The sequence below is a fragment of the Chamaesiphon sp. GL140_3_metabinner_50 genome, from assembly GCF_025361915.1.
Lineage (GTDB): Bacteria > Cyanobacteriota > Cyanobacteriia > Cyanobacteriales > Chamaesiphonaceae > Chamaesiphon.
In genome coordinates this window covers 1-12,339 of sequence record NZ_JANYJC010000060.1, presented here as the reverse complement: position 1 = coordinate 12,339, position 12,339 = coordinate 1, and the positions used below count along the sequence as shown (strand labels likewise).

Genomic DNA, 12,339 nt, shown 5'->3' with positions numbered 1-12,339 from the left:
ACTCAATCGTCGATCGACTTCTAACATCCGTACATCACATCGCAGGTTCCAAATCCTGTCTCGTCAAGCCGCTACTTTCCATGTAATAAATAATCGCCTCGATCGGCTCTGGTAATAAAATTGGCTCGTGCTCGCGTTCGTATGCCTCTACTAGTATCACTAAAATTTCCAACCTGTCAAACTCTGGCGTTCCCGCAGGGGCATCGAACAACGGCTCTATTTCAGTCAAAGCCGCTCTATGAGTTTCTCGATCTCTAATTGGCTGTAGATCGTACACATTAACCTCAAATATTTGCTGCATCTATGCGATCGAAATTATCTCTCGACTTTTGGGCAAAATAGGTATGTGGAGTGCTAGCTTGCATGGTATGACTGGCGCGCACTTTTCGCTATTTCCCAATTACCTAACTTAGTATGCTGTTGCTGAAGAAAAGCCAAGTTGAATTCCAGGATGTGATTAATCCAGATAGCGATCGACCGATGCCAATTATTGGGGTTCTTTATCAGAATAGACTCTTCAAGCATCTTAAATCTTTTCCTAAAGATAAATTAGACTCGACGCGTCAATTATCTCACCAATTATCGCTCGATCCAACAGCAGTATGCTTGATGTTAGAAGAAGCAGATCGATATACTGTTTGGTCTCAGGATGTTAAGCTACAATCGTATGAAGGTAGTCAAGTTGAGGGTAGTAATACTACTTCGATTAGTAAAATTAACTATTCTTAGCGATTATGAATTCCGTTAGTTTTCGACAGATATCGATCCTAATTTCTTTAATATTTATCGGCTTTTCGATCTCGGCAACGCCAGCTTGGGCGCAAACGGCTACTAGTAACGGATTCAATCCGCAATTGTTACTCAAAAATGCTCTAGAGTGGAGCGAAAGTTTGGGTGCGATCGGTGCTGTAGCTTTTATTGGTATTTATATTGTGGCGACTGTTGCCTTTTTGCCCGGTTCGATTTTAACGTTGGGTGCTGGCGTGGTATTTGGTGTCTGGCTGGGTGCGCTGTACGTGTTTATCGGTGCGACTTTGGGGGCGACAGCCGCTTTTTTAGTCGGTCGTTATTTAGCCCGAAATTGGGTTGCTCAGAAAATTGCGAATAATAACAATTTTAACGCGATCGATCGTGCTGTCGGTAAGGAAGGCTTAAAAATTGTCGTTCTCACCCGACTCTCGCCGATTTTCCCTTTCAATTTGCTCAACTATGCTTTTGGGCTGACTGGGGTATCGATTAAAGATTATATGATTGGTTCGCTGGGGATGATTCCTGGTACGTTGATGTATGTCTATATCGGTTCTCTCGCTGGCAATTTAGCACTCATTGGTAGCGCAACTCAACCGACTAATCCTACCCTCCAATGGACGATTCGGATCGTCGGATTTATCGCGACAATTGCTGTAACAGTCTATGTGACTCGGATTGCTAAACAAGCGTTGAATGAGTTGACAGTTGAGAATAGTTGACACTTCGACTGTCGCTCAGTGCAAGAAGTGAAATAGTAGGTTGGGTTGAAGAATGAAACCCAACATTTCTAAGGTGTTTGAGTGTTTGTTGGGTAGAGCGATAGCGAAACCCAACCTACCAATTTTGGTCGTTCTACTTCTTACTCCCTACTCCTTACTCCCTACTCCCTACTCCCACACCCCCATGACAGAACTCCTCACCCCGATGGATGTCTACAACCAAAAGCTGCTTGCAGAGGTGCATCCGCCAGATTGGATCGATCCTCAACCCGCTGCACTTTACGATTTAGTTGTCATTGGGGCGGGTACTGCTGGTTTAGTCGTCGCGGCTGGTGCGGCGGGATTGGGTTTGAGGCTAAAAATTGCCCTGGTCGAGCGAAAGTTAATGGGCGGAGACTGCCTAAATTTCGGCTGTGTGCCCTCGAAAACTATCATCAGGTCTGCGCGGACGATCGGCGAAATTTGGCGAGGTTCTGAGCTGGGAATTCGGGTAGATGGGATCGAGATTGATTTTGGAGCGGTGATGGAGCGGATGCGGCGGATTCGCGCTCAAATTAGCCATGCGGATTCGGCGGCGAGATTTGCCAGTCTGGGTGTGGATGTGTTTTTGGGCGATGGTAAATTTACGAGTCAGGATACCATTACTGTAGGCGATCGAGTACTCAAGTTTAAAAAAGCGGTGATTGCGACGGGTAGTAGAGCAGCCACACCACAAATACCCGGACTGGCACAAGCGGGATACCTTACTAACGAGACGGTATTTTCGCTTACCGAACGCCCGCGCAGGTTAGCTGTCATCGGCGGTGGCCCTGTCGGGTGCGAACTGGCACAAGCTTTTCAACGATTGGGCTGTGAGGTTGTATTATTGCATCGTGGCGATCGACTGTTGAGTAAGGAAGATCCGGAAGTTGCGGATATTTTACAGCAGGTATTAGCCAAAGACGGCGTTAAGTTAATATTGAACTGTCAATTGCAACAGGTGAGTGCAAATAATCCGGGTAAAACTATTACTTATACTAGCGACGATCGATCGGATCGTATTACTGTAGATGAAATCTTTATCGGTGTAGGACGTACGCCCAATATTGAAGGTCTCAATCTCGCCCAAGTGGGAGTCGATTACGATGATAAAGGAGTGATAGTCAATGACTATTTACAAACTACTAACCCGAAGATTTTTGCGGCTGGCGATGTTTGTATGAAGTGGCAATTCACCCATGCTGCCGATGCCGCTGCGCGAATAGTTATTAAAAATACTTTATTCTCACCATTTGGGCTGGGTAAAAGTAAACTCAGCAGCCTAGTAATGCCGTGGGTGACTTATACCGAACCAGAAGTAGCTCGTGTAGGGTTATCGGCAGAGGAAGCCCATCAGCAGGGGCTAAAGTTTAACACGATTAAGGTTGAACTCTCAACAGTCGATCGCGCAATTACCGATGGTGAAACTGAAGGATTTGTGAAGGTAATTCACCGTCAAGATAGCGATGAAATTCTGGGTGCAACGATCGTTTCTAGTCATGCTGGTGAGAGTATTTCACATATTACTACTGCGATGGTAAATAAGATTGGCTTGGGCAAACTCAGCAATACAATTCAACCTTATCCTACCCAAGCGGATGCCATTAGAAAAGCCGCCGATGCCTACCGCAAAACCTTACTCACACCTCGCAATCAAAAACTCTTAGGCTTGCTCACCAAATTTTCCTGAAGATCGGGCGTACTTTACTATTAAATGGTTTTTAAAAACATCTAGAGCGACACTAAAGGAAGTCACACCTTTCAAGACAAACTTGAGTTCGACATCATCTAGATCGATCGAAACTGCTGGTAAGATCGATTTGTAAAATATTATGGCTAGAATAATTATCGCGTTTGACAGCTCTTTTACTAGAAATTGCCGAATCACCATCGACTTTAGATCCGATTTCTATGACTGAACCGCTTTGCTCGACTGGGGTGGGGCAAAAATGGTGGGGTTTAAATGTCATGGCAGCCAGAACCAGCTCCCGATCGATTCGAGCGTACTCTTAGATATAATACTATTAACGAGCCACCAGCCATTCCCTCCCACATGGATACCAAAGCCTTTAAGAGATCTCTCAACCAATCAGATAACTATCATCGTAAAGGATTCGGGCATCAAGCAGAAGTAGCCGTCGTACTCGAATCAGAATATCAAAGCAATTTAATTCAAGAAATACGCGATCGCAACTATACCCTGACTCGCGGCGATGTCACCATTCGACTCGCTCAATCTTTTGGGTTTTGTTGGGGTGTCGAAAGAGCTGTCGCCATCGCCTACGAAACCCGCCAACACTTCCCCACGCAACAGATTTGGATTACTAATGAAATCATTCATAATCCTTCTGTCAACCAACGCTTGCGCGAAATGAATGTTAACTTCATTCAGGTTGAAAATGGCGTTAAAAATTTCGATATTATCGATCGAGGCGATGTAGTAATATTACCTGCCTTTGGTGCCAGCGTCCAAGAAATGCAACTATTAAACGATAAAGGGTGTACGATCGTCGATACTACCTGTCCGTGGGTATCTAAAGTTTGGAATACGATCGAAAAGCATAAGAAAAAAGATTATACATCGATCGTTCACGGTCAGTATAAGCACGAAGAAACTGTCGCGACTATTTCATTTGCAGATAAGTATTTAGTCGTCTTAAATTTAGCCGAAGCTAATTATGTCGCCGATTATATTCTTAACAACGGTAACACATCAGCCGAAAAACTCCAACGGCGTACCGAATTTTTAGCTAAATTTAGTAATGCTTATTCCGCCGGATTCGACCCCGATCTCGACTTAGAAAAAGTCGGCATTGCCAATCAAACTACCATGCTCAAAACCGAAACCGAAGCAATCGGGAAACTATTCGAGCGGACGATGATGAAAAAATACAGCACCGCCGAATTAGACGAACATTTCCAGAGCTTCAATACCATCTGCGATGCCACCCAAGAGCGTCAGGATGCCATGTTCGAGCTAGTAGAAGAACCCCTCGACCTGATGCTCGTCATTGGCGGCTACAATTCATCCAATACCACCCATCTCCAAGAAATTTCGATCGAACATCGGATTCCTTCGTATCATATCGATAGCGATCTGCGTATTTTGGCTGATAATCAGATCGAACATAAACCATTATCTCAAGACCTCCACATCACCAAAAATTGGTTACCAGATGGCAAAATTGTGGTAGGTGTGACATCAGGAGCTTCCACCCCCGATAAAATTGTCGAAGCCGCGATCGAACGCATCTTTGCGACTAAAAGCGGAATTGCGATCTCATGACTATCTTACTATTCTAGGATCTAGATGGATCCTAATCGAACATCGCAATTCAGTAGATCGAAGCTTTAATGATAACCAGACAAAAGTCAAGCAGTCTAGAGCTTTTCTATGTTTGCTTAATCTTTAATAAAAGTACTGTTTTCTGACTAAATTAGCAGGTTATCATATTAATTAAGAATTGAGGTGCGATGGGTGCTCCACACGTTAATAGCTCTGGTTACATTTTTTTTACTGCCGCTGCTCTGCTTATGGTTGAGCTACAATCAACGACTCCGAGCGCGCAGTCGGCGGCTGACGATGACCGAATCTAGCTCCAATCGCCGATTTTATAAGCGGATGACTAGAGATCCCGAAGAGCAGTACATCGAGGGTGTCGGCTATGTAATCGGCGACTTGACTTGCACTTACAACGCCCGATCTCCGTATATCCGGTGTGCTGTCAATCCCGATGGTTTGTGTCAAGATTGTCGCCATTACCAGCGGGAGGAGGAATAGTTACACCGGGGGGAATTGATTCATGCGAAAATAGAAACAATCGATATTGCCTCTCGATCGTCATTGATTGCGAGGGTAGTCGATCGCAATCGATCGCATTTTAATGAAATCCTCCTCACCCGAACGCATTCCTCACAAAATCAGCATCCGCCCCCGCCTGCTGAGATCTTTATTATGTGCGGGCATAGTCGGCATCGCTCTGCCGCATTGGTGGCATTGGGCGACTCAAGTTCTCTGTATTTGGGATGCTTTTACGATCTCATTTCTAGTTCAAACCTGGCGATTGATGGTGCGAACTACCCCAGAAATGATGCGTCGCTATGCGCTCAAGGAAGATGAAGGACGGCTGACAATTTTGAGCATAATTACAGCATCTGCTTGTTTGAGTGTCGTCGCCATTACCTTTATTCCCCACGATAAAGGGACGCTAACGCCAATTTTTGCACTCCATTTAGGCATCGCCATTTCGACAATTATCGAGTCATGGCTGTTAGTACATACAATTTTTACCCAGCACTACGCACATCTTTATTATCAGGGCGATAAAACACTAGCAGAGCGAAAATCTGCAGGACTAGATTTTCCGGGCGAACTAGAACCAGATTACTGGGATTTTTTGTATTTCTCGTTTGTGATCGGGATGACGGGACAAGTATCGGATGTAAATGTGACATCTCGTCAGATGCGACAGTTAAGTTTGCTACATGGAGTCGTGTCGTTCTTTTTTAATACTACGCTGGTCGCCATTACCATCAATATCGTGGCTGGAATTATTTGATAGATCGATCTAAACTAGGCACAAATAATGCGATCGATTTAATGGCACCTGTCGCCGATCGATGGTAAGTTATCAGCATCGCGATCGATCCCAGCCATTCTCATTCTGAAAAATCAGACCAGATCCGATCCTGGTTTTTAAAAATACAACTGCTGCAACCCCGATTCTGCCGTCAACGATCGCCAAGATTGAAGCGGTAAAATAGCGTCAGAGTTTTAAAATGAGCATTGCTGCGATCGATCCACATCGGCACCTGCACTGTAATCAATGTGAGTGCGGTATCCCCTACTCAGACAAATGGCTGATATCGGCTAAAATCCCCACTATCTAGGTTGACAAATCGCTCGACCGCTCCCGCCCCAAGTTTTCCCCTTATGCAGAATCGGTTCTCTGACAATTTATCTGGCGATTTATCCGGTAGCGACCTTGGCATCTCTGGCTTTTACAACAAAAAGCGCACTGTCGGGCAGGGAAATCAAGCTGTAGTATTCATGACCGTAATTGGGCTGGGATTGCTGGGCGGAATTGGCTCCCGGCTATTTTATCTCCAATTGAGCCAAGGCGCGGTCAATCGTCAGGTTGCCGAAACTAATCGAGTGCGGACTGTTGCCAAACCGCCAGTACGCGGTAATATTTACGATCGCAAGGGTCGATTGCTAGCTGGTAATAAATTATCGCACTCGGTGTTTATTTGGCCGTTGGCTACCAAACGCGAAAATTGGCTGACAACTCGGCGCAGGGTTGCCGAAATTTTAAATATCGAAGAAGAAGCGATTCAAGCCAAATTGACTGGTGCCACAGTTAATTCTACCAATCGGATCCGCATCGTCCGCGATTTAACAGAGGCGCAGATTACTAGACTTCAGGAATATGGAGCCGAAAAAGAAGGCATCGATGTCGATATCGAATCCGTCCGTTATTATCCCGGTGGGATGCTCGCCGCTCACGTTCTGGGCTACACAGGCGAAATGAACGATAAAGAATTAGCCAAGTTGCGTCCCCTGGGTTATCGGTTGGGCGATGTCACGGGCAAAATGGGACTAGAATCTACCCTCGAATCGCGGTTGCGCGGCGAATGGGGCGGTACTCAAGTCGAAGTAGATGGTGCAGGGCGACTGCAACAATTTTTAGGGCAAAAAGTCTCCAAATCGGGGCAAGATGTCACCATTACTATCGACTTAGAGCTGCAAAAAGTAGCAGAAGCAGCAATCGGCAATAATAAAGCCGCAATTATCGCGATGGATCCCCGCACGGGCGAAATTTTAGCAATGGCAAGTCGCCCCGCTTTCGACCCCAATCTGCTCTCCGGCAGGATTTCGCCAGATGTCTGGAAAAAACTTCAAGGTCAAGACCATCCCTTTGTCAATCGTGCGCTCCGTCCCTTCCCGCCTGCGAGTACCTTCAAAATCGTCACCACCACCGCCGCCTTAGAATCTGGAAAATTTAAACCCGACACCATCCTCCAAACTTATGCCTCAATCAGAATTGGCGGCTTTACCTTTGCCGACTGGAATCACGCTGGGTTCGGCCCATTAGGCTTTCCAGGTGCCCTGAAATGGAGTAGCGATACCTTTTTCTATCAAGTCGGACAACGCGTTGGCGGGCCGACCTTAATCGACTGGACGCGCAAATATGGATATGGTAAAAGAACTGGCATCGAACTTCCCGAAGAAGCCAAAGGATTGGTAGCTGACGACAATTGGAAACAGCTTAACTATAAAATACCCTGGTCGATCGGCGATACAATCAATATGTCGATCGGCCAAGGTTTCTTACAAGCAACACCGCTCCAAGTGGCGGGGATGTTTGCCGTTCCTGCGAATGGTGGCTTCCACGTTCAACCCCATTTAGTTAAAGATCCCACCAAACGCGAATGGCGACAGTCAATGAATCTCAAACCCAGCACCATCGCCACGATTCGTAAAGGGTTGCGCGAAGTCGTCGATGGCGGTACTGGCGCAGTCATGAATTCGCAGACAATTCCCAAAGCTGCGGGTAAAAGTGGTACGGCAGAAGCACCACCAGGCCCCTCGCACGTCTGGTTTGGCTCTTACGCACCGCTGGATAAACCCGAAATTGTCGTCGTCGCTTTCGGCGAACACACTGGCGGCGGTGGTGGTAAAACCGCCGCACCGATGGTATTGAAAGTGATGGAAGCTTATTTCAACGGTGGGAAACCTCTACCAGCCAAAGTGGATAAGGATGGGAAACCAGTCGCAGCACCAGCACCCAGACAAAGACGCAATCGTCGCGCTCGCTAACACCAGCGGTGCTGGCAACTGCCTACTGACAAATCTATTTGCGATGATGCGTAGTCCTTGACCCCACCCCAACCCTCCGAGCCGGAAGAGCCAACCTCCATAAGGGAGTTGGGGGGCAAATTAACTTAAAATGAAGTCTAGCCAACTTGTGGATGCAGGGTAGTTTTAGAAACAGGAGGGAGCAAAAGCCCAGCATCATTTCGATCTTTATGATAAGACTCGATCGGACTATTTTGCAGCCGATCGATCGAGTTTTTGCTGGCGTTTGAGTGCCAAGATCGAGCCACCTATAAGTAGCGTACCAAGCATCGAAGAAGGTTCTGGCACTGAGGTCGGATTGACAAATATTGTAGTTCCGGTAACTTGTGCTGCGCTAGCAACCCGGATCTGGTCGATCCCGATCGCATCACTAGGTGTCGTATTATTCAAAGAACTAGAAAATTCTACTTTATCAAACAGGGTACTTGCAGTGTTGCCGATATATCCAAAGAAGAATTTGGAACTATTTTGGCCACCAGGAAAACTGGGCACGATTACCGACTCAACCGGATTGCCATTGAGGGTGAAAATCATGGTCAGGACATTATTGTTATCTCCCAAATCCGTGCCAAAGTATCCAAAAGCTCTCAGTGGACTAGCGAAAGCGATCGAGAGTTTGTTGGCACTATTAATAGATAAACCTTGAGTTCCATCTGTTGGGTAAGTACCATTGCCATTTACGCCACCAAATAAACCATATGTCGCATCTGCCTTTTGAACTTTGGTTGTAAGTGCCGAATTGTCACTTTTTTTGAGGTAGGAAAAAGTAGCATTTACATTAGAAATCGATGTACTCAGCCCATCAATAGTTTGCCCGGTAGTCGATGAAGTAGAAAATGATTCAAAGCCTTCTGTCGAGACAGTAACTGTATTAGTATCTGCGATAAATTGGTCGTAAGCACTCTGAGAATTGGGCGATTCGGATACTGTTAACGGGAATGGCGGATTGCCAACAGTACTCGGCGGAGTGCCAGTAGCAATTAGCGGTTTAAAATTTTGGTCGTATCCAGTGAAGGAAACGGCATTTGCATTGTTAGCAACCAACACGATCGCCGCCGTAGCGGTTAGCAGCGAACTCAAGTAAGTTATTTTCACGATAATAATTCTGGGCAGTCGGGGTTAGTACACGAGCGAACTAGCTAGGTTGGACGATCGCTCGACCGAAATGGAGATCGAGCGATCGGCAACATCAACAAGATCGGTCATAATACTGATGACAATACCATAGAATTACTTGCGTATTTTTATCTCTTTCCTTTGTATCGCAGTAGTCCAGCTATAAAAGTTGGGTAGAAACCTATCCTACAAATAAGGGGTACCAATAAAGCACCCCTTACTTAACTATTGAACTAGAGCCAGCGGTGGATTTGCAGCACTGACGCGTCGATCGATTACCGTGTCGATTAAGCCATATTCTTTGGCTTCGACAGCAGACATATAGAAATCGCGATCGGTATCTTCTTGAATTTTTTCGAGAGGTTGTCCGGTATGATCTGCCAAGAGATCGTTTAACTTACTTTTAATGTAGAGAATTTCCTTAGCTTGGATGGCGATATCTGTCGCTTGTCCCTGTGCGCCGCCTAAAGGCTGGTGAATCATGATCCGCGAACTGGGCAGACTCGTCCGTTTGCCTTTGGCTCCAGCACTGAGCAAGAAGGCACCCATACTAGCTGCAAAACCCATACAAACGGTGCAAACATCGGGGCGAATTTGGTTCATGGTGTCGAAAATACCCATCCCGGCGGAAACCGAACCGCCAGGGGAATTGATATATAGATAGATATCTTTTTCGGGATCTTCTGCTTCCAGAAATAACAGTTGCGCCACGATCAGGTTGGCTAAATCTGATGTTACTTGGTCGCCTAAAAAGATGATGCGATCGCGCAATAGCCGAGAATAGATATCAAAGGCGCGTTCGCCTCTGCCAGATTGTTCGATGACGGTAGGTATCATAGCTATGCCAATATATATCGATTCTTTCTATTATTACCCAATCTAGGGGCTAACGGTCTAGGGGTATCCGTACCAGGTGGGAGATGGGAGTTGGGAGTTGGGAGTTGGGAGTTGGGAGTGGGGGAGGTGTTAATATCAACTCGTCTAATTTGAGTCGATCGAGTCGCTCCTGTGAATATCGATTTATGGCGTTACCGATCCAGGGTACGATCTTCGATCCTTACCAGTCAACTGATTTCTCTTATCTCCCATCTCCAAGCTCCCAACTCCCATCTCCGATCCAGCAACGCCTAGTAATGAACTAGTGAAATAATCGGAACGTTAGGTAAATGAGATCGACCGTTGAGAGCGTCTAATTCGATGACAAAGGCGCAGCCGACTAATTCGCCGCCGAGTTCTTGTAATAATTTAGCGGTAGCAGCGGCGGTACCACCTGTGGCAATTAAATCGTCAACAATTAAGATCCGGTTTCCAGGTGTGAAGGCATCGGCGTGAATTTCTAGCCGATCGGTACCATATTCGAGAGCGTAATCGATCGATCTTACTGCTGCGGGTAACTTTCCAGGCTTCCGCACGGGAATGAAGCCGATCCCCATTTGATATGCTAGTGCAGCCCCAAAAATAAACCCCCGCGACTCCATCCCCACAATGTATTGAGGCTGCAAGTCTACAACCTTGTCGGCGAGTGTATCGATCGAGTATTTTAACCCGGCGGGATCGCGCAGTAGAGTGGTAATATCGCGAAATAAGATCCCTGGTTTAGGAAAGTCGGGAATGTCGCGAATGAGATTTTTAAGATCCATATATTTGGCGGGATGAATTGAATGTCGATCGCCCTACTAGCTAAAATGTCAATAAACTAGATCTAATTCCGGTTTGGAGACGGCTAGAATTGTAGTTAATGTCTGAAATTCGGGTATTCTGGTGTGGAGTAGATGTTAGCGATCGTCCTGGCAACTTTCGTGCTGTTAATGTCGATCGCAACAATTTTACCCCGGAATTGGGTCTAAATCTGTAGAGGATTTATGCCGCATCTATAAATTAGTCGATCGATTTTCTGATATATGATTGCATTACCGATCAATGGCCCTATGTCCGAGTCGCTGCTGGGAATAATTGAAAGTCTCCCCAACCCTGGCATCGATGGCGAGGCTTGTCCGCGCCGCACTAAAGTCGAACTCGATCTGATTTTACTAGCGATCGAAGCGATCGAATCGAGTAGTTCCGAACAAATTCTCGAACTTGCCAAAGAATTAAACCTCCAAGAGATTATCAAAAATCGGATCGTCCTCTGGCGGATGCGCTCTACCAATCCGATGCGGCGCGCGCACACGCGGCGGATTTTGTCGCTCAAAGAAGCCAAAGCCCTAAGTGCGATCGGTTGTAGGTTAGCCAGCCGTCTGGCGGTGCCGATTCGTCAACTCTTACAAGCCCAGCAGCAGCTCAGTGAGAAGCAAATTCCCCCTGAGTACAATTTTCGCCTTTCGGAATATTTAGACCGCTTCCGCGCCCATTTTCGCAGCAGAATGAACCCCCGCCGCGCGAAGGTCAGTATTTATCAAGATGATGATAAGTTAAATGAGTTGGCGGTTTCGCTACTGAGCAAGCTGCTGTTTTGTACGGGTACTCTCGGTACACAACGCTTGTGGATGAGTTTGTTTGATGGGGAAGTGAAGTAGTTTGGGTGTTAGGTGTTAGGTGTTAGGTTTTAGGTGTTAGGTTTTAGCAAAGATCTACCCACCCCGCCCTACGGGCACCCCTCCGAGGAGGGGATTTTCCCGATCCACACTTCTTACTCCTTACTCCTTACTCCTTACTCCTTACTCCTTACTTCCTCCCTCCTCACCGCCCTAAATTAATCGGTATGGCAAAAGAATACTACGAACGGGGTTTAGCGAAAGCCAAGGCTGGCGATAATCGTGGCGCGATCGAAGATTTCGATTTGGCGGCAATTGCTACGCCAGAATGGGCGGAAGTTTACTATCGCCGAGGTTTGGCTTATTTTGACTTGGGTGAAATTTTGACGGCGGTGTCGGAGTA

The 12,339-nt window shown here is 46.4% G+C and carries 13 protein-coding genes; 8 read left to right on the top strand and 5 right to left on the bottom strand.

Annotated elements, in window-relative coordinates; translation table 11 throughout:
* Nucleotides 1-34: 34 nt before the first annotated feature.
* Nucleotides 35-301, bottom strand: coding sequence for a transcriptional regulator (locus Q0R35_RS02985; protein ID WP_295614324.1), 267 nt, complete (start codon nucleotides 299-301; stop codon nucleotides 35-37).
* A 113-nt stretch (nucleotides 302-414) separates the two neighbouring features.
* Between Q0R35_RS02985 and Q0R35_RS02980 the strand changes: the two genes are divergently transcribed.
* The 3 genes from Q0R35_RS02980 to Q0R35_RS02970 all read left to right on the top strand — a co-directional run bounded on the left by Q0R35_RS02980 (nucleotide 415) and on the right by Q0R35_RS02970 (nucleotide 3,177).
* Complete coding sequence (locus tag Q0R35_RS02980) at nucleotides 415-729, top strand: hypothetical protein (protein ID WP_295614322.1); 315 nt, start codon at nucleotides 415-417, stop codon at nucleotides 727-729.
* Nucleotides 730-734: 5 nt separating this feature from the next.
* Complete coding sequence (locus tag Q0R35_RS02975; RefSeq protein WP_295614320.1) at nucleotides 735-1,469, top strand: TVP38/TMEM64 family protein; 735 nt, start codon at nucleotides 735-737, stop codon at nucleotides 1,467-1,469.
* A gap of 184 nt (nucleotides 1,470-1,653) precedes the next feature.
* Nucleotides 1,654-3,177: a mercuric reductase gene (locus tag Q0R35_RS02970; protein ID WP_295614318.1), complete on the top strand. Its 1,524-nt coding sequence runs from the start codon at nucleotides 1,654-1,656 to the stop codon at nucleotides 3,175-3,177.
* Between the two features lie 94 nt (nucleotides 3,178-3,271).
* Here the strand turns inward: Q0R35_RS02970 and Q0R35_RS02965 are convergent, their stop codons facing one another.
* Nucleotides 3,272-3,457: a hypothetical protein gene (locus Q0R35_RS02965; protein WP_295614316.1), complete on the bottom strand. Its 186-nt coding sequence runs from the start codon at nucleotides 3,455-3,457 to the stop codon at nucleotides 3,272-3,274.
* A gap of 83 nt (nucleotides 3,458-3,540) precedes the next feature.
* Here Q0R35_RS02965 and Q0R35_RS02960 point away from each other — a divergent pair, with 83 nt between their 5' ends.
* The 4 genes from Q0R35_RS02960 to mrdA all read left to right on the top strand — a co-directional run bounded on the left by Q0R35_RS02960 (nucleotide 3,541) and on the right by mrdA (nucleotide 8,307).
* Nucleotides 3,541-4,773, top strand: a complete 1,233-nt coding sequence (locus Q0R35_RS02960) for a 4-hydroxy-3-methylbut-2-enyl diphosphate reductase (protein WP_295614325.1) — start codon at nucleotides 3,541-3,543, stop codon at nucleotides 4,771-4,773.
* A gap of 192 nt (nucleotides 4,774-4,965) precedes the next feature.
* A complete protein-coding gene (locus Q0R35_RS02955) occupies nucleotides 4,966-5,268 on the top strand; it encodes a DUF6464 family protein (RefSeq protein ID WP_295614314.1) in 303 nt (100 codons plus the stop codon).
* A 103-nt stretch (nucleotides 5,269-5,371) separates the two neighbouring features.
* Nucleotides 5,372-6,046, top strand: a complete 675-nt coding sequence (locus Q0R35_RS02950; RefSeq protein WP_295614312.1) for a DUF1345 domain-containing protein — start codon at nucleotides 5,372-5,374, stop codon at nucleotides 6,044-6,046.
* 374 nt (nucleotides 6,047-6,420) lie between these two features.
* The gene (gene mrdA / locus Q0R35_RS02945; RefSeq protein ID WP_295614310.1) at nucleotides 6,421-8,307 is read left to right on the top strand and encodes a penicillin-binding protein 2; all 1,887 of its coding nucleotides are present in this window, start codon (nucleotides 6,421-6,423) and stop codon (nucleotides 8,305-8,307) included.
* 228 nt (nucleotides 8,308-8,535) lie between these two features.
* On the opposite strand, the gene Q0R35_RS02940 is transcribed toward mrdA, so the two are convergent.
* From Q0R35_RS02940 to Q0R35_RS02930, 3 genes are all read right to left on the bottom strand, one after another.
* On the bottom strand, nucleotides 8,536-9,441 hold the full coding sequence (locus Q0R35_RS02940) for a PEP-CTERM sorting domain-containing protein (protein ID WP_295614308.1): 906 nt from the start codon (nucleotides 9,439-9,441) through the stop codon (nucleotides 8,536-8,538).
* Between the two features lie 246 nt (nucleotides 9,442-9,687).
* Nucleotides 9,688-10,299 carry an ATP-dependent Clp endopeptidase proteolytic subunit ClpP gene (clpP, locus tag Q0R35_RS02935; RefSeq protein WP_295614306.1) on the bottom strand — a complete coding sequence of 204 codons (612 nt, stop codon included), beginning with the start codon at nucleotides 10,297-10,299 and terminating at the stop codon, nucleotides 9,688-9,690.
* A 290-nt stretch (nucleotides 10,300-10,589) separates the two neighbouring features.
* Nucleotides 10,590-11,102 carry an adenine phosphoribosyltransferase gene (locus tag Q0R35_RS02930; protein WP_295614304.1) on the bottom strand — a complete coding sequence of 171 codons (513 nt, stop codon included), beginning with the start codon at nucleotides 11,100-11,102 and terminating at the stop codon, nucleotides 10,590-10,592.
* A gap of 261 nt (nucleotides 11,103-11,363) precedes the next feature.
* On the opposite strand from Q0R35_RS02930, the gene Q0R35_RS02925 reads away from it, so the two are divergent.
* Nucleotides 11,364-11,978, top strand: coding sequence for a DUF3038 domain-containing protein (locus tag Q0R35_RS02925; protein WP_366944810.1), 615 nt, complete (start codon nucleotides 11,364-11,366; stop codon nucleotides 11,976-11,978).
* Nucleotides 11,979-12,339 lie beyond the last annotated feature (361 nt).